Below are 24,200 nucleotides of genomic sequence, written 5' to 3'. Positions count from 1 at the left end.
CCCGTTCACCTGTGGGACACTGAGACGTACCTGCCCGGTACCTCATGCAACCTCCCGGGAGTCACCGCAAACCATGTGCGGCATCGTCGGCATCGTCTCCGCGAACCCGGTCAACCAGCAGGTCTATGACGCGCTCGGTCTGCTGCAGCACCGCGGGCAGGATTCGACGGGCATCGCGACGGCCGACGGCAGCATCATCCACATGCACCGCGCCCGCGGCCAGGTGCGCGAGGCGTACCGCACGCGCGACATGCGCAGCCTGCTCGGCACGATGGGTCTCGGTCACGTGCGCTACACGACGCGCGGGGATGCCAACAAGGAGCAGGAGTCGCAGCCGTTCTACGTGAACGCGCCCTACGGCATCGTGCTCGTGCACAACGGCAACCTCACCAACACCCGCGAACTGTCGCGAGAACTGTTCAGCGTCGACCGGCGGCACCTCAACACCGACTCCGACACCGAGATCCTCGTCAACGTCTTCGCGCACGAGCTGCAGCAGCAGGTGCGCGGCACGACGCTCGACCCCGACCAGGTGTTCGACGCCATCGAGCGGCTGCACGAACGGGTCGAAGGGTCGTACGCCTCGATCGCGCTCATCGCCGGCCACGGGCTGCTCGCCTTCCGCGACCCGTTCGGCATCCGCCCCCTCGTGCTCGGCCGCAAGCCCGCGGGCCTCGTCGGCTACGAGTGGATCGTCGCGAGCGAGTCGCTCGTGCTCGAATCCGACGGCTACGAGTTCGTGCGCGACGTCGCCCCCGGTGAGGCGGTCTTCATCACCCGCGACGGCGAGATGTTCAGCCGCCAGTGCGCGAAGAACCCGGTGCTCATCCCGTGCTCGTTCGAGTACGTCTACCTCGCCCGCCCCGACTCGGTGATGAACGGCATCTCGGTGTACGAGGCCCGGCTGCGGCTCGGCGACCGGCTCGCCGACACGATCGCGAAGTACACCCCGTCGGGGGCGATCGACGTCGTCATGCCGATCCCCGACTCGTCACGCCCGGCGGCGATGCAGGTGGCGCAGAAGCTCGGCATCCCCTACCGCGAGGGGTTCTACAAGAACCGTTACGTCGGCCGCACCTTCATCATGCCGGGGCAGGAGCAGCGCCGGCGCAGCGTCAAGCAGAAGCTCAACGCGATGTCGAGCGAGTTCAAGGGCAAGAACGTGCTCATCGTCGACGACTCGATCGTGCGCGGCACGACGAGCCAGGAGATCGTCGACATGGCCCGCCAGGCCGGTGCCAACTCGGTGACCTTCACCTCGGCCGCGCCTCCGGTGCGCTACCCGCACGTCTACGGCATCAACATGCCGACCCGCCACGAGCTGGTCGCGGCCGGCCGCAAGATCCCCGAGATCGCGACCGTCCTCGGTGCCGACTACCTGATCTACCAGGAGGTCGCCGACATGCAGGCGGCGATCCTCGAAGGCTCCGACATCGAGAGCCTCGAGATGTCGTGCTTCACCGGCGACTACGTGACCGGCACGGTGACCGACGAGTATCTCGCCTGGGTCGAGTCGAACCAGGCGTCCTGACCGCGAGCGCTACTCGCCGTCGGTGATCTCGTCGTGGGCGACGGTCACGGTGCGGGTGCGGCGCCTCGAGAGGGCATCGAGCACGAGGCCGACGAGTCCGCCGAGCACGATCCCGGCCGGGATGCCGTAGAGGCAGAAGTAGGCGAACGTCGCGAGGAATCCGACCGCGGGGTCGGGCGGGAACAGGCTCGTGAGCACGAGGGTGACGACGGCGCCGAGCATCGCGCCGAACGCGAGGAAGACGCCGATGCGCGGGGCGCGGCGGATGCTGACCTCGGACTCGCTCATGGCTCCATTGTCTCCCACCGCAGCGGGAGGTGCTCGGCGAGCGTCGCGCGCTGACCGGATGCCGTGACCCGCAGATCGGCGATCGCCTGGTCCCAGCCGAGCGAGCCGGTGGCGAGCGCGATCCAGGTGGCGGCATCCATCTCGACGACGTTCGGCGGGGTGCCGCGGGTGTGCCGGGGGCCGGGGACCGCCTGCACCGCGCCGAACGGCGGCACGCGCACCTCGACGGTGTGCCCCTCGGCCTCGTCGGCGAGCTGTTCGAGGAGATAGCGGGATGCGGTGGCGACCGTCGTGCGATCGTCGGCGCCCGCGAGCACGGCGCGGACGGCCGCCACCCCCTCGACGGAGGCGATGCGCCGGCGGATGCTCACGGCCGGCGCCGGCGGGTGACGATCAGTGCGACGACGAGAGCACCCACCGCGACCGCGGCGACTCCGATCGCAGGCAACAACCACGGCATCCCCGCCTCACCGGCGGTGTCGGTGTCGCCGGTGGTGTCCGTGCCGATCGGCTGCCCGGTGAGGTCGCAGTCGCCCACGTCGGCGACGACGGTGATCGGATCGAACGCCGTCCCCGCCTCGTAATTGGGGAAGGCGACGGCTCCGTCGGAGGTGAGGGTGGTCGGCGCGGCGTCGATCCTGATGACCCCGTCGACGGGGGTGAGGTTCTGCCCGGTGAGGTCGATGTCGAGGAACTCGGCTTCGACGACCGAGACCTGATCGCCCTCCATCGTCGGCCCGCTGACGTCGAGCAGGAGCACGCCGGTGCCGTCGGGGTGGATCACCACGACCGGGCGGGCGACCGTGGTGTCGAGGATGCCGCCGTGCCCGGTGAAACGCACCGAGCCGGCGAACGCGATCGATCCGTTCGGTTGCCGCGGGTCGACGCGGCCCGACTCGGCCGGGAACCCGAAGTCGGGAGTGTCGTAGGTCGCCCCGTCGGCGACCGTCCACTCGCCGTTCGCGATCGAGCCGTCGATGTAGGCGCGGAACGACTCCTTGAATCCCCACGTCAGCTCGGCGGTGACGACGTCGCATCCCGGGGCCTGCGTGGGGGCCGCGGATGCCGCACCGGCGGGCAGCGCCGTCAGGAGCCCGACGGCGAGGGCGGCGAAGGTGCGGCGCATGCCTCCATCCTGCCCGGCGAGACGCCCTCGGCGCCGTGGGTACGCTGGGACCGTGCGCATCCTGGTTCTCGGTTCCGGCGCTCGTGAGCACGCCATCGTCACCGCGCTGCTCGCGGAGGATGCCGGGCACACGATCGTCGCCGCCCCCGGCAACGCCGGTATCGCGGCCGACGTCGAGACCGTCGCCCTCGATGCCTCCGACGGCAAGCTCGTCGCCGGGTACGCCGCCGACAACGCGTTCGACCTCGTCGTGATCGGGCCGGAGGCGCCGCTCGTCGCGGGCGTCGCCGACGCGGTGCGCAAGCGCCGCATCCCGGTGTTCGGCCCCGACAAGGCGGCGGCGGCGCTCGAGGGCTCGAAGACCTTCGCGAAGCGCATCATGGACGTCGCGGGCGTTCCGACCGGGCGCGCGGTGCACGCCGCGACGCTCGACGAGGTGGCGGCCGCGCTCGATGACCTCGGCGCACCCCACGTCGTGAAGGCCGACGGGCTCGCGGCCGGCAAGGGCGTCATCGTCACCGCCGACCGGGAGGCCGCGCTCGCCCACGCCGCCTACTACCTCCAGCAGGGCCGGGTGCTCGTCGAGGAGTACCTCGGCGGCCCCGAGGTGTCGCTGTTCTTCCTCGCCGACGGCCACGACGTGCTGCCGCTCAGTCCGGCTCAGGACTACAAGCGCGTCGGCGACGGCGACACCGGGCCGAACACCGGCGGCATGGGGGCGTACTCCCCGTTGCCGTGGCTCGCCGACCGGTTCGGTTCGGAGGCCGCGTTCGTCGACGAGGTGCGCCGCACCATCGCACTGCCCACCGTGCGCACCCTCGAGGCGGAAGGCACCCCGTTCGTCGGGCTGCTGTACTGCGGCCTCGTCATCACCGACCGCGGCATCCGGGTCATCGAGTTCAACGCGCGCTTCGGCGACCCCGAGACCCAGGTCGTGCTGCCGCGGCTCGTCACGCCGCTCTCGGGGCTGCTGCTCGCCGCGGCGACGGGGCAGCTCGCCGACCGGCCCGACCCCGAGTTCTCACCCGACGCCGCCGTCGTCGTCGTGCTCGCCAGCGAGGGCTACCCGGAGTCGCCGGTCACCGGTCGTGAGCTCACCGGAGTCGACGCCGCCCTGCCGCCGGGGGTCACGATCGCCCATGCCGCGACGTGGCGCGACGGTGACCGGCTGATCGCGACCGGCGGCCGCGTTCTCGGCGTCGTCGCGCGCGCCACCGACTTCACCGCCGCACGGGACGCCGCCTACCGGGCGCTCGCCGGCATCCACCTCGACGGCGGGCACTACCGTCGCGACATCGCAGAGAGGGTCACATGACCATCGACTCGCGCCTGGAAGCTCTGGGCTGGCGCCACCGTTACTCCGGCAAGGTGCGCGATCTCTACGAGTCCGACGCGCACCCCGGGCGGCTTCTCGTCGTCACCTCCGACCGGGTGAGCGCGTTCGACCACATCCTCTCGCCCGGCATCCCGGGCAAGGGGGCGCTGCTCACCCAGCTCTCCCTCTGGTGGTTCGGCCGGCTCGGTGAGCCGACCCACCTGGCGGCGGCGCATCCTTCGCTCGGCCAGCACCTTCCTCCGGAACTGGCGGGGCGCACGATGATCGTGCACACCCTCGACATGTACCCGGTCGAGTGCGTCGTGCGCGGCTACCTGGCCGGCTCCGGCTGGGCCGAGTACCGGGCGTCGCAGAGCGTGTGCGGCATCCCGCTGCCCGCCGGCCTTCAGGAGGGCGACAAGCTGCCCGAGCCGATCTTCACGCCCGCCTTCAAGGCGCCGCTCGGCGAACACGACGAGAACATCACCTTCGAGCGGATGGTCGAGATCGTCGGAGCCGCGGATGCCGAAGCGCTGCGCGAGACGAGCTTGCGGATCTTCACCACGGCCTCCGCGGTCGCCGAGGATCGCGGACTGCTGCTGGCCGACACGAAGTTCGAGTTCGGACGCGACGCCGGCAGCGATCACCCCGTGCTCGCCGACGAGGTGCTGACGAGCGATTCCAGCCGGTACTGGGATGCCGAGACGTATGCCGCCGGCGGCATGAACCGCCTGGAGGCGTACGACAAGCAGATCGTGCGGGACTGGCTCGCCGCGAACTGGGACCGCACGGGCGAGCCGCCCGAGCTGCCCGCGGAGATCGTCGAACGCACCGCCGCCCGCTACCAGGAGCTCGTCGACCGGTTCACCCTGGCGTGATCGAGATCCGCGAGGTCGCGTGGGCCCACGCCGACGGTGTCGGCCTGCGCGACCGGCAACGCGAGGAGCTCGATGCCCGGTACGGCCGGCCCGACTCCGAGCCGGGCATCCTGCCGAGCGCTGCGGACATGACCCTGTTCCTCGTCGCCTACGACGGCGACCTGCCCGTCGGGTGCGGAGGACTCCGCGCCCTCGATGACGAGCACGGCGAGATCAAGCGGATGTACGTCGAGCCCGCACACCGTGGCACCGGCGTCTCGACCGCGATCCTGCGTGCCCTCGAGACGGCGGCACGCGCCCGCGGCTGGAACCGGCTCGTGCTCGAGACCGGCGAGGAGCAGCCCGACGCGATGCGGTTCTACGAGCGTGAGGGGTACACCCGCATCCCCAACTTCGGGCACTACGCCGGCTCGGCGCTCTCACGCTGCTACGAGAAGCGGCTCTGAGCGGTCGCCCGGAGGCCCGAGTACCGTCGAGACCGTGGACGAGTCGCCGACCGACCTCGACGCCCCCGGGCTCGCCGGGTTGCGGATCGCGCGTGCCGAAGCCGGCGACGCACCCGAACTCCTCGTGCTGCAGCGCGCGTGCTGGGTGGCCGAGGCCCTCGCCAACGACACCCTCGCCATCCCGGCTCTCCACGAGTCGCTCGACGATGTCGAACGCGGCATCGCCGAACAGCAGACCTGGGTGGTGCGCGACGGTCCGCGACTCGTCGGCTCGGTGCGGGGCAAGGTCGCGGGTGACGCCTGGGAGATCGGCCGACTGATGGTCGCCCCGGACCTCGCCGGCCGGGGTCTCGGACGCTTTCTGCTCGGCTGGATCGAGCAGCACGCGCCGACGGGCGTAGCGCGGCTCGTGCTCTTCACCGGGGCGCGCAGCTCGCGCAACCTGCGCATCTACGGCAACGCCGGCTACGTGCTCGAGCGATCCGTCGACGGGGTCGCGCACCTCGCGAAGCCGGCGGGGAATCGCGGCGCGGGTTCGACGGTTGAATGATGACGTGACACCTTCTTCCGACCTGCTCGCCGCCGACACCACCATGGGGGCGGTGACCCTCAACGTCGCCGACCTCGACGCGATGACGGCGTACTACCGGGATGCCGTCGGCCTCGACCTGCTCGACGCCTCCGGGCCGCGTGTCGCGCTCGGTCGCGGCGCACGCGCGGTCGTGGTGCTCGAACACTCCCCCGAACTGCGGCACGCGGCACCCCGTGAGGCGGGGCTGTTCCACACGGCGATCCTGTTCGACAGCGAGGCCGCCCTCGCCGCAGCGGTGTACTCGGTCGCGCAGCGGCATCCCGGCACCTTCACGGGGTCGAGCGACCATCTCGTCAGCAAGGCGTTCTACTTCGACGACCCGGAAGGCAACGGCGTCGAGCTGTACTGGGACCGCGATCGCTCCGAATGGAGCTGGACGCACGGCACCATCGAGATGAGCACCCTCTACCTCGACCCGAACGCCTTTCTGCAGCAGAACCTCACGGAAGAGGGTCTCGCGGGGCCGGGGCTCGGGGATGCGCGGGTGGGCCACATCCATCTCTCGGTCGGCGACGTCGCCACCGCCCGCGAGTTCTACGTCGAGCGCCTCGGCTTCGCGGCCACCGCGGAGCTTGCCGGGTCGGCGGTGTTCGTGAGCGCGGGCGGCTACCACCACCACATGGCGATGAACGTGTGGAACTCCCGCGGCGCCGGCCGCCGCCAACGCACCCTCGGCCTCGGTCGGGTCGACATCGAGCTGCCCACAGCCGACGACCTCGGGGCGCTCGGCGAGCGGATGACGCATTACGGCATCCCGATTCGCGACGACGGGCACACCGTCGAGTTCGACGACCCCTGGGCGAACCTCATCCGCGTCACCACATCGGTGGTCGAGTAGCGCCGCAGGCGCGTGTCGAGACCGTCTCGTCGCAGGTAGCGTGGTGCGGTGCACACCTCGCGGCTCGCATCGGTCGTCGCATGCCTGTCGGCCCTCGCGCTGCTCGCCGGGTGCGCCGCGACGCCGCCCACGCTGACGATCGGGCCGCGCCTTCACAGCCTCTCGACCGACAAGCGCATCCTGCTGAGCGACGCCGCGGTCACCGAACTCGTCGACGCGGAACGACCCGGCTGCTCGGGCGCCGTCGCGGTGCGCGGTGAGGTCGTCTGGGCGGGGGCGACCGGCATCGCCGACCTGGCGACCGGCACCCCGGTGACCACCGAGACCCGGTTCGACATGGCATCCGTCGCGAAGCAGTTCACGGCGACCGCCATCCTCATGCTGCAGCGCGACGGTGCGCTGTCGCTCGCCGACCCGGTGGGCCGCTACGTCGACGGGCTCCCCGCCTGGGGCCGCACGGTCACCCTCGACCAGCTGATGCACCACACCAGCCGGGTGCCCGACTACTGGTCGGAGCTCGACGAAGACGGGATCGGCTTCAGCGATCCGGCCGACCACGGGCGTGTCCTCGACGCCATCCGCGAGTTGACGCGGCTCGAGACCGGATCGGGCTACAGCTACTCCAACTCGAACTACGTCCTGCTCGCCGAGGTCGTCGCCCGGGTGAGCGGGCAAGCTCTGCCGGCCTTCCTCGCCGAGCGGATCTTCACGCCGCTCGGCCTCGACATGGAACTCTCCCCGAGCCTGGTGGCCCCCGACGTGGCGCTGTCCTACGACGACACCGACCAGTTCCAGCCGTCGGGGTGGACGGCATATGGCGCGTTCGGCATCATCACCACACCCTCGGAGCTGGCGCGGTGGGGCGACCAATACCGTGCCGGCGACCTCATCCAGGACGACTTCGCGGTCGGCGCCGTCGACGAGGGCACCGGTGAGTTCTACGCGGCCGGGATGGACATCGAGGCCGACGGCAGCCTCAACCACAACGGGCGACTGGGCGGCTACATCACGACCTTCACGGTGTCCGCCGATCGGGAGACGACGATCGTGGTGATGTGCAACGGGCACGCCGCGAACCGGTTCGGGCTCGCCGACGCGCTGTGGCAGATCTGGGCGCCGACCGAGGATGCCGACGGCTCCGCCACCCCCGCACCGACCGAGACGGTGTCGCCGTGAGCCGCGCCCTGGCGGTGGCACTCGCGCCGATCGTGCTCGCGCAGGCGACCCGGTTGCGGCGCAGTACGCCGCTGTTGCCGGAACCCGCCGGCGAGCGCGTCGGCGGCAACGGGAAGCTGCGCCTCATCGTCGTCGGCGATTCGACGGCCGTGGGAACCGGTGCCGACTCGCTCGACGACGCCCTGCCCGGCCGGCTCGGCAGACTGCTCGGAGCGCGCTGGCGAGTCGTCGGTCGCAACGGCGCCACCGCCGCCGCCGTGCTGCGTGACCACATCGACGAAGCGGCCGGGGGCCCGGCCGATGTCGCCGTGCTGATGGTCGGCTGGAACGACGCGCTGAAGCTCCGCTCGGGTCGCGCGTTCGCCCGGGACCTCGGCGCGCTGATCGACCGCCTCGTCGCCGTGAGCCCGAAGGGGCGCGTGGTCGTCGTCGGACCTCCGGTCTTCGGCGACTTCGCCGTGCTGCCGCAGCCGCTGCGCCGCGCCCTCGGCGCCCAGGCATCCGGTCTCGCCCGGATCGCGGAACAGGTCGCCGACCAGCACCTCGTCGACTTCACCCCCGGCTTCGACGGTCGGTCGGTGTCCTCCGACGGCTTCCACCCCGACGGTGCCGGCTACGCGTCGATCGCGGCCTCGATCGTCGCGACCCTGACGCCATGACCCGGTACCTGCTCGGCATCACGGGAGCCCCCGGTGCGGGCAAGAGCACCTTCTCCGCCGCCGAGCAGGAGCGCCTCACCCGCCTCGGTGAGCGGGTCGGCGTGCTGCCGATGGACGGGTTCCACCTGCCGCAGGCCCAACTCGTGCGCCTCGGTCGCCGCGACCGGATGGGCGCTCCCGACACCTTCGACGTCGACGGGTTCGTCGCGACGCTGGAGCGGCTGCGGCAACCCGGCCCGGTCACCGCCCCCGGGTTCGACCGCACGATCGAGGAGCCCGTCCCCGACGCGATCGAGATCGGAGCCGACATCCGCATCGTCATCGTCGAGGGCAACTACCTGTTGCACGACCGAGACGGCTGGGAGCGGGTGCGTCCGCTGCTCGACCGGGTGATCTTCCTCGCCCCCGACGATCGCCTCCGTCGGGAACGGCTCATCGCCCGGCACATCGCGTTCGGAAAGACCCCCGCCGAGGCCGAAGCCTGGGTCGCCCGCTCCGACGACCCGAATGCCGCGCTTGTGAGCGGGACCGCACACCGTGCCGACGACATCGTGCGCGAGGGCGCCGCGTAAGCTGGCCGCATCCCCACTCGTTCTTCTCGCCAAGGAGTTCCGTTGCCCACGATCGTCGTCGAGGTCATGCCCAAGGCGGAACTGCTCGACCCGGCCGGTAAGGCCGTCGCCGGGGCGCTGCGTCGCGAAGGCGGGCACCCGTTCAGCGATGTGCGCATCGGCAAGCGCTTCGAGCTCACCGTCGACGGCGAGGTGACGGATGCCGTGCTCGAGCAGGCGCAGAAGCTCGCGCACGAGATGCTCAGCAACTCGGTCATCGAAGACGTCGTCAAGGTCACCGTCGCGTGAAGATAGGCGTCGTCACCTTCCCCGGCTCGCTGGACGACCGTGACGCCCAGCGCGCCGCGCGCATCGCCGGTGCCGAGCCGGTCGCCCTCTGGCACGGCGACCACGACCTGAAGGGCGTCGACGCGATCGTGCTGCCCGGCGGGTTCTCGTACGGCGATTACCTGCGTTGCGGAGCCATCGCTGCGCGCTCGCCGATCATGCGCGAGGTGATCGACGCGGCCAATTCCGGGATGCCCGTGCTCGGCATCTGCAACGGCTTCCAGGTGCTCGTCGAGGCGCACCTGCTGCCCGGCGGTCTCATCCGCAACGACCACGGCGACTTCATCTGCCGCGACCAAGGGCTGCGCGTCGAGAACGCCTCGACCGCGTGGACCAACGGGTTCACGCAGGGTCAGGAGATCACCGTGCCGCTCAAGAACGGTGAAGGCGGGTTCATCGCCGACGCCGAGACGCTGGCGCGCCTCGAAGGCGAGGGGCTCGTCGCGTTCCGCTACACCGGGCTCAACCCGAACGGCTCCCTGAACGACATCGCGGGCCTGACGAACGAGCGCGGCAACGTCGTCGGGCTGATGCCGCACCCGGAGCACGCGGTCGAGCCGGGCTTCGGCCCCGACACCGACGAGGCGATGCGGTCGGGCGTCGACGGGTTGACGTTCTTCACGAGCGTTCTGCAGCACACCCTCGCTCGCGCGTGACGCCTCGTCTGCTGTTCCGCGTCGTCGCGATCGCGGAGGCCGTCACCTGGACGCTGCTGATCGCCGGGCTCATCCTGCGCGCCACCACCGGATGGGCGCTCGGGGTGACGATCGGCGGCGGCATCCACGGGTTCGTCTTCCTCGCCTACGCCGGCGTCGCGCTGCTCGTCGGCATCGACCGGCGCTGGCAGCCGGGTCTGGTCGTGCTCGCCGTCGCGAGCGCGATCGTGCCCTACGCCACCGTTCCGGTCGACCTCGCCCTCGATCGCCGCGGCAAGCTCGACGGCGCGTGGCGGCGCGAGCCCGATCCGGCATCCCCGGATCGCACCCCGCTCGACGCGCTCGTGCGCTGGTTCGTGCGGCGCCCCGCGGTGCTCATCGCCGTCTTCGCGGTGCTGCTCGTCGCGATCTTCGCGACCCTGCTCGCCCTCGGCCCGCCCGGCGGTCGCTGAGATACTGGGAGGGTGCTGACCGTGACCGAGCCACAGGTATGGGTCCTCATCGGCGTCTTCGCGGCGGCACTCTTCGGGATGTTCACGATCGTCTCGACGCTCTTCATTCGCGTGATCCGCTCCGAGATCGGGGGGCTGCGGAGCGAGATGCTCGGCCGCTTCGACCTGCTCGAGCAGCGCGTCGACGGGCTCGACCGCGGCGTGCAGGCTCTCGTCAAGCACACCTTCGGTCTCGACCGGGGCTGACGCCGGTCGGCGTCACATCATCCCGAGGGCGAACGACCCGAAGATGCCGGCGATGGTGATCACCAGGCTCACGATGAGGATCGCGACGAGCAGCACGAGCGACCACCACACGCCTCGCCGGCTGAGGAAGCCCTGGTCGAGGCGGCGACCGGCGGGGGCGACGTTGCTGTCGGTTCCGGCGGCACGGGGGTCGGAGTAGTTCTCCGCCTGATCGATCGCCTTCGCACCGAGCACCCGCACGATCTGCTCGAGCCGCTCCCAGACCGCCGGGTCGCGCAGGTCGAAGAGGTGCGGTGAGTAGATGGTCAGTCGATCCCCGACCACCTCGACATCGAGGTCACCCGTCTCGTCGATGAGCAGCGCCATGACGTCGGGGGTGAACAGATAGAGGGCATCCCGTTCATAGCCGGCCGGAGCGTAGAGCGCGAAGTGCTCATCGAAGTCGCCCTCGAGGGAGACCCGCTGCTTGCGGTCGAGCGGGATCGGCAGGCTCGAGCCGTTGGCGTGAGCGTCGACGACGAAGTGCGGCAGCGCGCGCGGCAGGCGGATGCCGACATACCCGTGGTCACTGCGGGCGCTCGTGCGTCGTCTCATCGTGACGGTGACCTTGCCGAACTTCTCGGTGCGGGTGCCGCCGACCTGGCCTGCGACGTTGCCGACCTCGAAGGGGATCGGCCCGGACGCGACGACGTTGTCGGTGACCACGGCATCCAGCAGGGCCCCGAACACCGCCCCCTCGATCGTCGGTGGCGGCGCGGTCGCCAGGTACTGCCATCCGCGCTCTTGCGCGAATGCCGCCAGGTCGATCGCCATCAGCCCTTGGTCGACCCCGCGAGGAGTCCACGCACGAAGTAGCGCTGCAGGGCGAAGAAGACGATGAGCGGAACCAGGATCGAGATGAAAGCTCCCGCCGGCAACAGCTCGGCGTTCTGCCCGAACTCACCCGTGAGCTCGGCCAAGGCCCTCGTGATGGGAGCCGCCGCCCCGTTGGCGAAGATCAATGCGACGAGCAGATCGTTCCAGACCCAGAGGAACTGGAAGATCGCGAACGACGCGATCGCCGGCATCGACAACGGCAACACGATGCGGAAGAAGATCTGCCCGTGGCTCGCGCCGTCGACCCGTGCCGCCTCGATGACGTCGGAGGGGATCTCGCTGATGAAGTTGTGCAGCAGGAAGATCGCCAACGGCAGCGCGAAGATGGTGTGCGCGATCCACACCTGCGAGAACTGGCCGGCGTTGCGCAGACCCTCGTAGAGCACACCGTCGCCGACCGTGATGCCCCGCGAGAACAGCGAGAGCAGCGGAACGAGCGCCATCTGGATCGGCACGATCTGCAGGGCGAACACCAGCACGAAGATGACGTCGCGGCCTTTGAACTTCATCCAGGCGAACGCATACCCGGCCAACGAGGCGATGACCAGCGGGAAGACGGTTGCCGGGATCGAGATCGCGATCGAGTTGAAGAACGGCCCGAGCAGGCTGTCGCGGCCGAACAGCACCGCCTCGTAGTTCTCGAGCGTCACGGTGGGGTTGATGAAGATCTCCCACCAGCCGGAGCGCTGCGTCTCCACCTCGGGCCGGATCGAGGTGATGAACAGCCCCACCGTCGGCACCGTCCACAGCACGGCGATGACGAGGGCGGCGATCGTCGCGCCGCGGCTGGTGAGCCGCTGCTTGGTGCGCCGGGCGACCGCCTTCACGGCCGACTCGGGGAGTGCGGGATTGGCCGTCATGGAGGTGGTCATCGGATCTCCCGTGTCTTCTGGATCTGACGTGCGTTGTAGATCACGATCGGCAGCACGAGAAGGAACAGCACGACGGCGAATGCCGCCGACCGGCCCGACTCGAACTTCTGCAGAAGTGTGACCATCTCGTTGGCGATGACGCCGGTATCGGGATAGGCCAGGCCCATCGTGCGCACGATGTCGAAGACCTTCAACGACGCGATCGAGATCGTCGTCAGCACCACGATGATCGAGGGCCGGATGGCCGGGATGGTGACGTTCGTGAACCGCTGCCAGGCGTTGGTGCCATCCAGCTGCGCTGCCTCGACCTGCTCGATGGGAACGCCCTTGATCGCGGCGGAGAGGATCACCATCGCGAAACCGGTCTGCACCCAGATCAAGACCACCATGAGCAGGAAGCTGTTGAGCGGCACCTGTTGCAGCCAGTTGACCGGCTCGCCGCCGAACAGTGTCACGATGCCGTTCAGCACGCCGATCTGGCTCTCGCCCTCGGGGCGGTAGGCGTAGACGAAGCGCCAGATGATGCTCGCCCCGACGAACGAGATGGCCATCGGCATGAACACGAGGATCTTGAAGTACTTCTCACCGCGCGACTTGTCGATGAAGACGGCGTAGGCGAGACCCAGCGCCGTCGAGAACGCGGGAACGACGAGCACCCAGATGATCGTGTTGCGGATGACCACGAGGTTGTGGGGTTGGCTGAAGATCCAGACGAAGTTGTCGAACCCGATCCAGTTGCCGCGGTTGCTCTGGAACGACAGCAAGATCGTCTGGATCGAGGGGTAGACCAGGCCGATCAGCAGGAGCACGACCGCCGGGGCGAGGAAGCCGACCAACGCGAAGAGGTAGCCCTTGCCCTGGCGGCTGCGGTAGTCGAGCAGGAAGAACAGCCCGCCGAGCACGACCGCGGCGGCGACCGCCCACCACACGGAGCCCAGCAGCAGGAAGACGATGGCCGGGATCACGAGGCAGGCCGCGAACCGGATGATGGTGAACTTGCGACCGGGTCGGGGTGCGACCTCGATCAACAGAACGATGGCGACGGCGGCCGCCAGGAAGAGCCCCACGACGATGGGGATCTGTGCCAGTGGCGGGAGAGTGCCGATCCAGCCGAGCAGATCTTTCATGATCGCCTTTCGTGGTCAACGCTGACGACGGTGTTTCGACAGTACTCGGGTGCGCCTCGCGGGCACACGGGTACAGGGGCGGGCTGCCCGGCTTGCACCGAGCAGCCCGCCACGGTCAAGCGATTACTCGCTCGGCCAACTGGCTTCGATGGCGTCGAGCACCTCTTCGGTGGGCGTGCCGTTGATCCAGTCGACCATGCCGGTCCAGAACGTTCCAGCTCCCACGGCGCCGGGCATGAGGTCCGAAGCGTCGAAACGGAAGGTGGTGTTCGGGTCCTGAAGCAGGCCGATCGCCTGAGTCAGGATGAGGCTCGACGCGTTGTCAGGGTCGAGGCCCTTGTTGGCGCTGATCACACCGCCGAGCGAGACCCGGCTGTTGGCCCAGTCGGCGCTCGAGAGGTACTCCTGCACCTTGATGGTGTCTTCGTCGTTGCTGAAGGCGGCGACGATCTCGCCACCACCGGTGACAGCCGTTCCGCCGGCCTCTTCGGCCGGGGTGATGAAGGCCCAGATGTCGCCATCCTCGGCGACCGTGCCACCCGCGTCGGTGATGAAGCCGTCATAGAAGGAGGCCTGGTGGTGCAGGACGCAGCTGCCGTCAACGAGCGCCGTCGCCGGGTCGGCGAACGGGGTGCTGTTGATGGTGACGACGTCGCCGAAGCCGGCGTTGACGTACTCCGGGTTGAGCAGGATGTCACCGACCGAGTCGAACGCCGCAGCGATCGCCGGGTCGTTGAACGGGATCTCGTGCGCGACCCACTGGTCGTAGACCTCGGGGCCGGCCTGGCGCAGGACGAGGTCCTCCACCCAGTCGGTTCCCGGCCAGCCGGTTGCGGCATCCGAGCCGAAGCCCGCACACCACGGGGTGACACCCGAGTCGGCGATCGTCTGCGTCAGAGCGAGCAGGTCGTCCCACGTCTCGGGAATCTCCCATCCGTTCGTCTCGAAGAGCGACGGCGAGTACCAGATGAAGCCCTTGACGCTGGCCATGAGCGGCGCGCCGTACAGCACGTCGTCAACGGTGCCGTAGGCGGCCCAGTCTTCGTTCCAGCCCTCGGCCACGTTGTCGGCGACGCTGTCGGGCGCGGGCTGCACATAGCCGCGGCTGGCGAGATCGCCGAGCAGACCGGGCTGCGGGAAGATCGCGAGGTCCGGCGGGTTGCCCGCCTGCGCCAGGCTTCCGATCTGAGCCTCGAACTCCTTCGAGGATTCGTACTGGATGTCGATGCCGTTCTCTTCTTCCCAGTCCGCCCAGGACTCGTTGAGAAGGTCGGCCTCGGTGTCGGCGATGGTGCCGTAGATGGTGACGACGCCGTCGGCATCGCCGTAGTCGCCGGGGCCAGTCGCCGTGCCTCCGCCGCCCGAACAGCCGGCGAGCACGAGGCTCGTGGTGCCGAGGGCGACAGCGGTGGCGAGCAAACGACGGTTCGAAAGTGAACGCACTGTTTCCTCCTCATTGAGGGTTGACATTGAAGTGGTGCTGGGATGTGAAACCGGCTTCGCAACCGATTCCAGCACCACGGTAAGCGACATGTGAGCCCGGTGCAAGCGTTTTCTGCTCTCGATTCGGTTGCGGGTGTCCGCTATGCTGCAATCGATTCCAACCCGCATCGGGAAGAGACCATGAGTTCGCTCGCAGAAGTCGCACGACGCGCCGGCGTGTCGAAGGCGACCGCCTCGCGCGCGCTCAGCGGAGCGGCCCACGTCTCACCCGCGGCCAAAGAACGGGTGGCCGCGGCCGCGGCCGAACTCGGTTACGTCGTCTCGTCGACCGCGGCCAGCCTCGTCACCGGACGCACCAAGAACGTCGGAGTGATCACCCCGTTCATCAACCGCTGGTTCTTCGCCGAGGTGCTCGAAGGGATCGAGGGCGCGCTGATCAAGGCCGGCTACGACCTCACCCTGTTCCGTCTCCCCTCGGAACCGGAACAACGCAGCCGACTGTTCCACTACTTCCTGGTGCGCAAACGCGTCGACGCGATCGTCTGCGTCGGCGTCGAGCTGGCCCCCAGCGAGGTGCAACTGATCCAGGCCCTCCGGCGGCCGGCGGTCGGCATCGGCGGAGCGATCCCCGGCATCACCACGATGTGCATCGACGACGAGCAGGCCAGCAGGCTCGCCACCCGGCACCTCATCGGTCTCGGCCACACCCGCATCGTGCACGTCGGCGGCGACCTCGACGCCCAGCTGGACTTCCACGTCCACGCCCGTCGGCTCGCCGGCTTCCGGGCCGCGCTGGATGACGCGGGGATCGAGCATCCCGACGACTTCCGACCGACCACCTTCAGCGTGCCTGGCGGCTACGAGGCGGCGATGGCTCTGCTGGCCGATCCGGAGTCTCGCCCCACGGCGATCGTGGCGGGGTGCGACGAGATCGCGATCGGGGCGATCACCGCCGCGCGTCAACTCGGCATCGTGGTGCCGTCCGGACTGTCGGTCGTCGGCATCGACGATCACCCCTACGCCGCGATGTTCGGTCTCACCACGGTGCGCCAGCGGCCCGGCGAACAGGGTGAGCAGGCCGTCGACCTCGTGATGCGGGCGATGACGGATGTCGACGCCGACCTGCCACCGCGCGCGATCGACATCCCGATCGATCTGGTGGTGCGCACGAGTACCACCGCCCCACCGCCGTCCTGACGTCTCAGGCCGTGCGCTTCTCCCAGGCTCGACGCACGAGCTGTTCGAGAACGTCGCCGTCGACCGCGTCGAGACGCTTCAGGTAGAGACATCCCTTGCCGGTCTCGTGCGGGCCGAGGTCGGCGAACAGCGGCTCGACGGGGCCGTAGTCGTCGTACACGCCGTAGATCGTGAGCGCGGCCTTGCGGGGCGAGAACCCCACGACGAACCAGTCTCCGCTGCTCGACTTGCCCTGGTAGTGGTACGAGCCGAATCCCACCATCGACGGGCCCCACATCACGGCCTTCTCGCCGGTGACCCGCTCGAAGAGGTCGCGCATCGCGTGGCCTTCGGCCCGGCGTCGCTCATCGGGCACCGCGTCGAGGAAGGCGGTGACGTCGGCATCCGTCGGCTTCGTCTGGATCGCCATGCTCGGAGGGTACCCGCGAGCGCCGCGCGTCGGTACCCTCGTCGTCATGTCTGCCTACGCGTACACCGTCGACGTCGCCGCCGAGGACGGCGGCCCCGAACCCGGGCTGCGGGAGCGCTTCGCCACGGTGATCGCCTACCGTCTCGGCCAACTCGAGGATCAGAAGGGCGTGTATCCGAAGGCGGGCGACGCGTTCGACTTCATGGATGCCTTCGAGGGCAAGTTCGTTTGGGAGATGACCGACGCGGAGTTCGAGGCGACGCCTCCGACCCTCGTCGACTTCGAGGTCGTCGCCGTCGATCCGGTCGAACCCGCGGGCTCGGGACCGGTCGCGGTCACGGTGCGCATCCCGTTCTGACGCTCAGGTGACGTCGCGCCGCCACGTGGTCGCCGCGCCGATCGCGCCCAACAGCACGGCGTAGCCGGCGAGCACCAGGCCGCCCTGCCACCACTCGAGCGGAGCGACACCCCCGCTCGTGCCGGCGAACACCGAGAAGAAGCTGGCCCCGACCAGGGCGTCTCCCGCGGATCCCGGCAGGAACTTGGCGACCTCGCCGAGCCAGTCGGCGAACGCGGCGGCCGTGCGCAGGATCGGTTCCACGAACTGGGTGAAGGCGATGATCGTGACGATCGAGCCGATCTGACTCGGGATCAGCACGCCGAGCGCGACGCCGACCAGGCCCCAGAGGGCCATCGCGAGCACGATGCGACCCAGCATGAGCCAGGTGTCGCCGTCGGCGAGCAGGGTCTCCTGACCGGTCGCGGCGAGTACCGGTGCGCCCAGACCGACCGAGGCGGCGAGCCCGACGACGCCGTACACCGCGCCGAGCACGAGGCCCGCAACCGCCTTCGCGGCGAGCACGACCGAACGGGTCGGCGTCGCCAGGAACACCGTGCCGATCGTGCGATGACGCACCTCGGAGGTGATCGACATGGCCCCGAAGATGATCGGGAACACGTATCCGGTCGCCGTGGCCATGCTGTACACGAGCGGGGCGAGGAAGTCGTCGGGGATCACCATGCCCGGCTGTTCCGGTGTGATGCTGAGGAAGAAGGCGATCGCGGCGGCACTGAAGCCGACGTATCCGAACAGGATGAGCGCGAGCACCCACCACAGGCGCGTGGTGAGGATCTTGAGGAACTCGGCCGAGACGGCGCGCAGTAAGGTCATCGCTGCCGCCCTCCTTCCGCGGCGCGCTCGGGATCGGCGACGAGCGCGAGGAACTCGTCCTCGAGTCCGGCACCGGATGCCGCGAGGGCACTCAGCGCGACGCCGGCGGCGAGGGCGATCCGGCCGACCTCGACCGGGGCCAGTTCGACGACGAGACCCTCGGCCTCGACGCGAACGTCGTGCCCGGCGGCCTCGAGCGCGGCGATCAACACGGCCCGGTCAGGGGTGTCGACGACGCTTCCGTTGGCGGTCGACGTGCCTTCGAGGGCGGCGAGCGTGCCGACGTAGCGCAGCTTTCCGCCGGCGATGACGACAACGTCATCCACGGTCTGCTGCACCTCGCTGAGCAGGTGCGAGCTCACGAGGACGGTGCGTCCCTCGGCGGCGAGCGCCTGCAGGAAGGAACGGATCCAGCGGATGCCTTCCGGGTCGAGGCCGTTGATGGGCTCGTCGAGCACGAGCACGCCCGGATCACCGAGCAGCGCGGTCGCGAGCCCGAGCCGCTGCCGCATCCCCATCGAGTACCCACCCACCCGGCGGTCGGCGTACGGCGCCATGCCGGTCTGTTCGAGCACCGCGGTGACCCGGTCGCGCGGGATGCCGGCCGCCGCCGCGGTGACCGCGAGGTGGGCGCGGCCCGAGCGGCCGGGGTGGAACGCGGCTTCGAGGGAAGCGCCGACGACGCGCATCGGGTTCTCGAGGTCGCGGTAGGCCTTGCCGCCGATGGTCGCCGTGCCGCTCGTCGCCGCGACCAGGCCCAGCAGCATCCGCAGCGTCGTGGTCTTGCCGGCGCCGTTCGGTCCGAGGAATCCGGTGACCCGCCCCGGCTCGACGGTGAAGTCGAGACCTTCGACGGCCGCGACCGGCCCGAAGTGCTTGGTCACCCCGTCGAAGACGAGGGTTTGTCCTGTGCTCACAGGCCCACGCTAGCGGGCGGTGATGGCCACCGTCAGGGTGGAAGCGAGCAGCAGCAGCGTGAAGGGCAGCCAGATCGCGCGTTCGAGCCCGCTCGGGGTGATGGCGTTCATCACGACCGCGACTACGAGCAGCCCGACAACGATCCACACGACGACCGGCAGCCACGCGACGGGGAGCGGCGACCAGACCGGCAGCCCCGCCCGCCGGGCGACGACGAGGGCGATGGCGGCCCAGACGACGACTGCGACGGCGCTCGCGACGCGGAACTGCATCGGCAGCACCCCGGTGTTCTGCCCGCCGTAAGCGGCGCGGCCCCACGGCGCGCCAAGCGCGAGCGCGAGCTGGAAGACGATGAGCAGGGCGAAGAGCACGAGCGCGACGGTCGCCGCGACGCGCGTGATGGCGGTGGGGTCAGACATGACGGGGCCTCTCTGGGAGATATATGACTATCTCTACCAGATATGATGGCGGAATGCCACGTTCGACCCAGACCGACCTCGCGGTGCTCGCGGCGCTGAGCATCGAGCCGATGACCGGATACGCCCTGCGCGACGCGATCCGCGTGCATCTCGGCGCCTTCTGGAGCGAGAGCTTCGGGCAGATCTATCCCGCGCTCGCCCGGCTGCGCGCCGACGGCCTGGTCGCTGCCGACGAGGGCGACCGCAGCGGGTCGAACGTGCACTCCCTCACCGCCGCAGGCCGCGCGCGTCTCGTCGAGCTGATGCGCGAAACCCCCACATCGACGCCGCCCCGCAACGGGATGCTGTTGCGGCTGTTCTTCGGCAGCGTGCTCGGGGCGGCGGCCTGCCGCGAGCTCGTCGCCGACGCCCGCAGCCAGGCCCTCGCGATGCTCGACCACCTGGCGACCGCCCGTCGCGCGACCGAGGCGGAGCCCGATCACCTGCCGCAGCGGCCCTACTGGCTGATGACCATCTCCGCCGGGGAGCACTCCGCCCGCGCCGCGATCGCCTGGGCCGACGAGACCCTCGCGACGCTTGACGCGCTTCCGGATTGAGAACCAGACCGACCGGTTGGTATGGTTTCTAGATGGTCCTCCTCGACATCCCCTCGCCCTTGCACGATGTGTTCGGTGCCCGACAACGTCCACTCGCCATCGTGCTCATCGTGGCGGCAGCGCTCGCGGTGCCGATCGCGGTGGCGACGGCCGAACCGCAGCTGGTGACCGCCGTCGCCCCGTGGCGGGTGGCGATCGCCGCGCTGCTCGTCGCCGACATCGCCGCCGGAGCGGTCGCCAACCTGACGGCGGGCACGAACGACCACTACTCGACACGTCCCACGGCTCGCTGGGTGTTCATCGCGGTGCACCTGCACCTCGTTGCGGTGGCGCTGTTGCTCGACCTGCCGCTCGTGCCGGCCCTCATCGTGTGGACGGCGACGATCGGAGGGGCGGTCGTCGTCAACCTGCTACGGACGCATCCCGAACAGCGGGTGATCGGCGGAACGTTCTTCATCGCCATCGCCGCCGCCGCGGTGCTGGTGACCGATGTCCGGGCGCTCGCCATCGTCGGCATCCTCTTCGCCTTCAAGGTCGTCTACGCGTTCGCGGTCGACCACACCCGCGCCTCATGACGACGCCCGCCACCGTGCGCGCCGCGCACCTCACCGAGCTGCCGGCCGTCGCGGAGCTGCTCGGCAACGCGTTCGAGCACGACCCGCTCGTCGTCGCGGCGGTGGCCGACGCAGCGGATGCCGCCGCGGCCCGCCGCGCGATCTTCGCCATCACGGCACGGTCGGCGCACGCGCACGGCGCAGTGCTCGTGGCGGAACTCGACGGGCGGATCGTCGGCGCCGCGCTGATCGACGACCCCCTACCCTCCGCCGTTCACGGGATCGTTCGCCGCGTCGTCGACGGAGTGCGCTTCCTGCCGCTCCTCACGGCAGTCGGGGTCAACGGGATGCGGCTGCTCAACGACGCCGATCTCGTGGGTCGACGATTCGCTCCGAGCGAGCGCCACCACGTGCTGCTGGTCGTCGGGGTCGCCGCACAGCTGCGCGGTGCGGGCATCGGAAGGCTGCTCGTCGACGCGACGATCGCCCGCGCCTCGACCTCCGCCGGGGTGCGGCTGGAGACCGAGAACGAGGGGAATGTCGAGCGCTACCGCCGCTGGGGCTTCCTCGAGCGCGGCATCCAGCAGCTGGGGAGCGTTACCGTGTGGGGGATGTTCCGACCGACGATCCCCAGCGGCGAGACGCCGTGAGTTCCGACGCCCGCGACGTCATCCTCGACGCCGCCTTCCGCCTGTTCATCGAACGCGGGTACGACGGCACCAGCGTCGCGCGCATCCTCGCGGAGGTGCCCTACTCGAAGGGCGCCTTCTACCACCACTTCGCGAGCAAAGAGGCGGTGCTCGACGCCGTCATCCACCGGTTCTTCACCGCCCCCATCTCGACCGAGCCCGACCCTGCGGCGAGCTCCAGCGACCTCGCACACGCGCTCGTCGGCGACTACCTGGCCGGGCTCGACGCCATCTCCCCGTTCGCGTCGCCCGGCGCGTACTACGCCTTCCTCACTGCCGTCGCCCCGCGTGCTCGCGACGCCCTGCGCGCGGCCTATTCCGCCGCGACGACGCTGCTCGCCGACGCCCTCGAGCGCGAAGGACACCCCGACCCCGTGGCCTGCGCCGCCGACGTGGTCGCGCTCGTCGAAGGTCACGGGATGCTCGCCGTCCTGCGCGGTGAACACCCCGACGGTGGGGAGCTGCGCGCTGCCGTCGACCGGACGCTCCGCCCGCCCGCTCGCGGCTAAACTCGACCGTGATGATCGACTCGGTTGAGAACGCCGCCACCACTCCCGAGCGAGAGCAGCCCTACGCGGCCCTCGGCCTGAAGGCCGACGAGTATCAGCGCATCCGCGACATCCTCGGCCGTCGCCCCACGTCGGGTGAACTCGCCATGTATTCGGTGATGTGGAGCGAGCACTGCTCCTACAAGTCGAGCAAGGTGCACCTGCGCCAGTTCGGCGAGAAGGTCTCCGCCGACATGAAGAAGAACCTCATGGTCGGCATGGGCGAGAACGCCGGCGTCGTCGACATCGGCGAGGGCTGGGCGGTCACCTTCAAGATCGAGAGCCACAACCACCCGTCGTACATCGAGCCGTTCCAGGGCGCCGCGACCGGCGTCGGCGGCATCGTGCGCGACATCATCTCGATGGGCGCGCGTCCCGTCGCCGTCATGGACGCCCTGCGCTTCGGCGCGATCGACCACCACGACACCGCCCGCGTCGTGCCCGGCGTGGTGAGCGGCATCTCGTTCTACGCCAACTGCCTGGGACTTCCGAACATCGGCGGCGAGACCTGGTTCGACCCGGTGTATCAGGCGAACCCGCTCGTCAACGCGCTCGCGGTCGGCGTGCTCCGCCACGAGGACCTCCACCTCGCGAACGCCCGCGGCGCCGGCAACAAGGTCGTGCTGTTCGGCGCCCGCACCGGCGGCGACGGCATCGGCGGGGCATCCATCCTCGCCTCCGACACCTTCGCCGAGGGCGGCCCGACGAAGCGCCCCGCCGTGCAGGTCGGCGACCCGTTCGCCGAGAAGGTGCTCATCGAGTGCTGCCTCGAACTCTTCGCGGGCGACCTCGTGGAGGGCATCCAGGATCTCGGCGCCGCGGGCATCTCGTGCGCCACCTCGGAACTCGCGAGCAACGGCGACGGCGGCATGGCGATCGAGCTGGATGCCGTGCTGCTGCGCGATTCGACGCTCACGCCCGAAGAGATCCTGATGAGCGAGAGCCAGGAACGCATGATGGCGATCGTGCACCCGTCGAAGCTCGAGGGGTTCCTCGCGGTGACCGCGAAGTGGGACGTCGAGACCAGCGTGCTCGGCGAGGTCAACGACTCGGGCCGACTCACGATCACCTGGCGCGGCGAGACGATCGTGGATGTCGACCCCGCCACGGTCGCGATCGACGGGCCCGTCTACGACCGACCCATGTCGCGACCGGCATGGATCGATGCGCTCAACGCCGACACGGCATCCGCTCTCTCCCGCCCGTCGTCGGGTGACGAGTTGCGCGCCGACCTGCTGAAGCTCGTCGGCAGTGCGAACCTCTCCGACAAGAGCTGGATCACCAACCAGTACGACAAGTACGTGCTCGGCAACACCGCGCTCTCGTACCCCGACGACGGCGGCATGGTGCGCGTCGACGAGACGAGCGGGCTCGGCTTCGCGGTGGCGACGGATGCCAACGGCCGCTACTGCTACCTCGACCCGTACCACGGGGCGCAGCTCGCCCTCGCAGAGGCGTACCGCAACGTCGCCGTCACCGGTGCGACCCCGGTCGCCGTCTCGGACTGCCTCAACTTCGGCAGCCCCGAGAACCCCGAGGTGATGTGGCAGTTCGAACGCGCGGTCACCGGCCTCGCCGACGGCTGCCTCGAGATCGGCATCCCGGTCACCGGCGGCAACGTGTCGTTCTACAACCAGACGGGCGAGGTGCCGATCCACCCGACCCCCGTCGTCGCGGTGCTCGGCGTGATCGACGACGTCGCCCGGCGCGTGCCGTCGGGCTGGCAGGATGCCGGCGACAACCTGTACCTGCTCGGCACGACTGCGCTCGAACTCGACGGCTCCGCCTGGGCCGGCGTCATCCACGGCCACCTCGGCGGGCGCCCTCCTGCCGTCGACCTCGGGCGCGAGAAGGCGCTCGGTGAGCTGCTCGCCGCCGCCGCGCACGAAGGGCTGCTCAACGCGGCCCACGACCTCGCCGACGGCGGACTCGCGACGGCCCTCACCGACGCGGTGCTGCGGTTCGGCGTCGGTGCCCGGGTGTTCCTCGACGAGGTGCTCGAGCGCGACGGGGTCGACCTCGCCACCGCGCTGTTCTCGGAGTCGACCGGCCGCGTGCTCGTCGCCGTGCCGCGCGAAGAAGACGTGAAGTTCATGCGCCTGTGCGAAGGTCGCGGCTATCCGGTGCTGCGCATCGGGGTCACCGACACCGGCGGTGCGCTCGAGGTGCAGGACCAGTTCGCGATCCCGCTCGAGGAGCTGCAGAGCACCTCGCGCGACACCCTCGCCGCCCACTTCGGCCCCGTCGTCGGGTATCCCGCCGTCTGATCGACGGCGTCC

At 69.9% G+C, this 24,200-nt stretch carries 31 protein-coding genes; 20 read left to right on the top strand and 11 right to left on the bottom strand.

What is annotated here, in order from left to right; translation table 11 throughout:
* Positions 1-73: 73 nt before the first annotated feature.
* Positions 74-1,531, top strand: a complete 1,458-nt coding sequence (purF, locus tag IE173_RS12260; protein WP_191283783.1) for an amidophosphoribosyltransferase — start codon at positions 74-76, stop codon at positions 1,529-1,531.
* Positions 1,532-1,540: 9 nt separating this feature from the next.
* Here purF and IE173_RS12255 read toward each other — a convergent pair whose 3' ends face one another.
* Genes IE173_RS12255 through IE173_RS12245 form a run of 3 tightly spaced genes read right to left on the bottom strand, consistent with a single transcriptional unit; the run spans position 1,541 to position 2,945 of the window.
* Positions 1,541-1,819 carry a potassium transporter Trk gene (locus IE173_RS12255; RefSeq protein WP_191283782.1) on the bottom strand — a complete coding sequence of 93 codons (279 nt, stop codon included), beginning with the start codon at positions 1,817-1,819 and terminating at the stop codon, positions 1,541-1,543.
* On the bottom strand, positions 1,816-2,190 hold the full coding sequence (locus IE173_RS12250) for a sterol carrier family protein (protein ID WP_191283781.1): 375 nt from the start codon (positions 2,188-2,190) through the stop codon (positions 1,816-1,818). The genes IE173_RS12255 and IE173_RS12250 overlap by 4 nt, the downstream gene beginning before the upstream one ends.
* A complete protein-coding gene (locus tag IE173_RS12245) occupies positions 2,187-2,945 on the bottom strand; it encodes an HtaA domain-containing protein (protein WP_191283780.1) in 759 nt (252 codons plus the stop codon). Before IE173_RS12245 ends, IE173_RS12250 begins: the two co-directional genes overlap by 4 nt.
* A 52-nt stretch (positions 2,946-2,997) precedes the next feature.
* Between IE173_RS12245 and purD the strand changes: the two genes are divergently transcribed.
* From purD to IE173_RS12185, 12 genes are read left to right on the top strand one after another with little or no spacing between them, the layout of a single operon-like run.
* The gene (gene purD, locus IE173_RS12240; RefSeq protein WP_191283779.1) at positions 2,998-4,260 is read left to right on the top strand and encodes a phosphoribosylamine--glycine ligase; all 1,263 of its coding nucleotides are present in this window, start codon (positions 2,998-3,000) and stop codon (positions 4,258-4,260) included.
* Positions 4,257-5,138: a phosphoribosylaminoimidazolesuccinocarboxamide synthase gene (locus tag IE173_RS12235; RefSeq protein ID WP_191283778.1), complete on the top strand. Its 882-nt coding sequence runs from the start codon at positions 4,257-4,259 to the stop codon at positions 5,136-5,138. The genes purD and IE173_RS12235 overlap by 4 nt, the downstream gene beginning before the upstream one ends.
* Positions 5,135-5,584, top strand: a complete 450-nt coding sequence (locus tag IE173_RS12230; RefSeq protein ID WP_229842077.1) for a GNAT family N-acetyltransferase — start codon at positions 5,135-5,137, stop codon at positions 5,582-5,584. Before IE173_RS12235 ends, IE173_RS12230 begins: the two co-directional genes overlap by 4 nt.
* Positions 5,585-5,618: 34 nt before the next feature.
* Positions 5,619-6,134, top strand: coding sequence for a GNAT family N-acetyltransferase (locus IE173_RS12225; RefSeq protein WP_229842076.1), 516 nt, complete (start codon positions 5,619-5,621; stop codon positions 6,132-6,134).
* Positions 6,135-6,177: 43 nt separating this feature from the next.
* Positions 6,178-7,014, top strand: a complete 837-nt coding sequence (locus tag IE173_RS12220; RefSeq protein WP_191283801.1) for a VOC family protein — start codon at positions 6,178-6,180, stop codon at positions 7,012-7,014.
* Between the two features lie 48 nt (positions 7,015-7,062).
* Positions 7,063-8,190, top strand: coding sequence for a serine hydrolase domain-containing protein (locus tag IE173_RS12215; RefSeq protein ID WP_191283777.1), 1,128 nt, complete (start codon positions 7,063-7,065; stop codon positions 8,188-8,190).
* A complete protein-coding gene (locus IE173_RS12210; protein ID WP_191283776.1) occupies positions 8,187-8,849 on the top strand; it encodes an SGNH/GDSL hydrolase family protein in 663 nt (220 codons plus the stop codon). The genes IE173_RS12215 and IE173_RS12210 overlap by 4 nt, the downstream gene beginning before the upstream one ends.
* On the top strand, positions 8,846-9,421 hold the full coding sequence (locus tag IE173_RS12205; RefSeq protein WP_191283775.1) for a nucleoside/nucleotide kinase family protein: 576 nt from the start codon (positions 8,846-8,848) through the stop codon (positions 9,419-9,421). Before IE173_RS12210 ends, IE173_RS12205 begins: the two co-directional genes overlap by 4 nt.
* Before the next feature lie 42 nt (positions 9,422-9,463).
* Entirely contained in the window at positions 9,464-9,709 is a 246-nt protein-coding gene (gene purS / locus IE173_RS12200; RefSeq protein ID WP_191283774.1) for a phosphoribosylformylglycinamidine synthase subunit PurS, read from the top strand.
* Positions 9,706-10,404 carry a phosphoribosylformylglycinamidine synthase subunit PurQ gene (gene purQ, locus IE173_RS12195; protein ID WP_191283773.1) on the top strand — a complete coding sequence of 233 codons (699 nt, stop codon included), beginning with the start codon at positions 9,706-9,708 and terminating at the stop codon, positions 10,402-10,404. The genes purS and purQ overlap by 4 nt, the downstream gene beginning before the upstream one ends.
* Positions 10,401-10,856, top strand: coding sequence for a DUF3817 domain-containing protein (locus IE173_RS12190; RefSeq protein WP_191283772.1), 456 nt, complete (start codon positions 10,401-10,403; stop codon positions 10,854-10,856). The genes purQ and IE173_RS12190 overlap by 4 nt, the downstream gene beginning before the upstream one ends.
* A 21-nt stretch (positions 10,857-10,877) precedes the next feature.
* Positions 10,878-11,102 carry a hypothetical protein gene (locus IE173_RS12185; RefSeq protein ID WP_229842075.1) on the top strand — a complete coding sequence of 75 codons (225 nt, stop codon included), beginning with the start codon at positions 10,878-10,880 and terminating at the stop codon, positions 11,100-11,102.
* A 12-nt stretch (positions 11,103-11,114) separates the two neighbouring features.
* Here the strand turns inward: IE173_RS12185 and IE173_RS12180 are convergent, their stop codons facing one another.
* The 4 genes from IE173_RS12180 to IE173_RS12165 form a co-directional block, all read right to left on the bottom strand.
* The gene (locus tag IE173_RS12180) at positions 11,115-11,915 is read right to left on the bottom strand and encodes a hypothetical protein (RefSeq protein WP_191283770.1); all 801 of its coding nucleotides are present in this window, start codon (positions 11,913-11,915) and stop codon (positions 11,115-11,117) included.
* Positions 11,915-12,850 (bottom strand): carbohydrate ABC transporter permease, encoded by a 936-nt coding sequence (locus IE173_RS12175; protein ID WP_191283769.1) that lies wholly within the window; start codon positions 12,848-12,850, stop codon positions 11,915-11,917. Before IE173_RS12175 ends, IE173_RS12180 begins: the two co-directional genes overlap by 1 nt.
* Positions 12,847-13,977 carry a carbohydrate ABC transporter permease gene (locus IE173_RS12170; RefSeq protein WP_191283768.1) on the bottom strand — a complete coding sequence of 377 codons (1,131 nt, stop codon included), beginning with the start codon at positions 13,975-13,977 and terminating at the stop codon, positions 12,847-12,849. Before IE173_RS12170 ends, IE173_RS12175 begins: the two co-directional genes overlap by 4 nt.
* A 123-nt stretch (positions 13,978-14,100) precedes the next feature.
* Positions 14,101-15,447, bottom strand: a complete 1,347-nt coding sequence (locus tag IE173_RS12165) for an ABC transporter substrate-binding protein (protein WP_191283767.1) — start codon at positions 15,445-15,447, stop codon at positions 14,101-14,103.
* A gap of 153 nt (positions 15,448-15,600) precedes the next feature.
* Between IE173_RS12165 and IE173_RS12160 the strand changes: the two genes are divergently transcribed.
* Entirely contained in the window at positions 15,601-16,617 is a 1,017-nt protein-coding gene (locus IE173_RS12160; RefSeq protein ID WP_191283766.1) for a LacI family DNA-binding transcriptional regulator, read from the top strand.
* A gap of 4 nt (positions 16,618-16,621) precedes the next feature.
* Here IE173_RS12160 and IE173_RS12155 read toward each other — a convergent pair whose 3' ends face one another.
* Positions 16,622-17,026 (bottom strand): DUF1801 domain-containing protein, encoded by a 405-nt coding sequence (locus IE173_RS12155; RefSeq protein WP_191283765.1) that lies wholly within the window; start codon positions 17,024-17,026, stop codon positions 16,622-16,624.
* A gap of 46 nt (positions 17,027-17,072) precedes the next feature.
* Here IE173_RS12155 and IE173_RS12150 point away from each other — a divergent pair, with 46 nt between their 5' ends.
* Positions 17,073-17,384, top strand: coding sequence for a hypothetical protein (locus IE173_RS12150; protein ID WP_191283764.1), 312 nt, complete (start codon positions 17,073-17,075; stop codon positions 17,382-17,384).
* Between the two features lie 3 nt (positions 17,385-17,387).
* On the opposite strand, the gene IE173_RS12145 is transcribed toward IE173_RS12150, so the two are convergent.
* The 3 genes from IE173_RS12145 to IE173_RS12135 are packed head-to-tail and all read right to left on the bottom strand — an operon-like array spanning position 17,388 to position 19,534.
* A complete protein-coding gene (locus tag IE173_RS12145; protein WP_191283763.1) occupies positions 17,388-18,197 on the bottom strand; it encodes an ABC transporter permease in 810 nt (269 codons plus the stop codon).
* The gene (locus IE173_RS12140) at positions 18,194-19,114 is read right to left on the bottom strand and encodes an ATP-binding cassette domain-containing protein (protein ID WP_191283762.1); all 921 of its coding nucleotides are present in this window, start codon (positions 19,112-19,114) and stop codon (positions 18,194-18,196) included. Before IE173_RS12140 ends, IE173_RS12145 begins: the two co-directional genes overlap by 4 nt.
* A gap of 9 nt (positions 19,115-19,123) precedes the next feature.
* Positions 19,124-19,534 (bottom strand): hypothetical protein, encoded by a 411-nt coding sequence (locus tag IE173_RS12135; protein ID WP_191283761.1) that lies wholly within the window; start codon positions 19,532-19,534, stop codon positions 19,124-19,126.
* 53 nt (positions 19,535-19,587) lie between these two features.
* On the opposite strand from IE173_RS12135, the gene IE173_RS12130 reads away from it, so the two are divergent.
* From IE173_RS12130 to purL, 5 genes are read left to right on the top strand one after another with little or no spacing between them, the layout of a single operon-like run.
* Positions 19,588-20,130, top strand: a complete 543-nt coding sequence (locus IE173_RS12130; protein WP_191283760.1) for a PadR family transcriptional regulator — start codon at positions 19,588-19,590, stop codon at positions 20,128-20,130.
* Between the two features lie 32 nt (positions 20,131-20,162).
* Entirely contained in the window at positions 20,163-20,705 is a 543-nt protein-coding gene (locus tag IE173_RS12125; RefSeq protein ID WP_191283759.1) for a hypothetical protein, read from the top strand.
* The gene (locus IE173_RS12120; protein ID WP_191283758.1) at positions 20,702-21,334 is read left to right on the top strand and encodes a GNAT family N-acetyltransferase; all 633 of its coding nucleotides are present in this window, start codon (positions 20,702-20,704) and stop codon (positions 21,332-21,334) included. Before IE173_RS12125 ends, IE173_RS12120 begins: the two co-directional genes overlap by 4 nt.
* Positions 21,331-21,882 (top strand): TetR/AcrR family transcriptional regulator, encoded by a 552-nt coding sequence (locus IE173_RS12115; protein ID WP_191283757.1) that lies wholly within the window; start codon positions 21,331-21,333, stop codon positions 21,880-21,882. The genes IE173_RS12120 and IE173_RS12115 overlap by 4 nt, the downstream gene beginning before the upstream one ends.
* Before the next feature lie 11 nt (positions 21,883-21,893).
* Positions 21,894-24,188 (top strand): phosphoribosylformylglycinamidine synthase subunit PurL, encoded by a 2,295-nt coding sequence (gene purL / locus IE173_RS12110; protein WP_191283756.1) that lies wholly within the window; start codon positions 21,894-21,896, stop codon positions 24,186-24,188.
* Positions 24,189-24,200: the final 12 nt, after the last annotated feature.

The sequence above is a fragment of the Pseudolysinimonas yzui genome (assembly GCF_014653215.1).
Lineage (GTDB): Bacteria > Actinomycetota > Actinomycetes > Actinomycetales > Microbacteriaceae > Pseudolysinimonas_A > Pseudolysinimonas_A yzui.
This window is presented reverse-complemented; position numbering and strand designations above follow the sequence as displayed.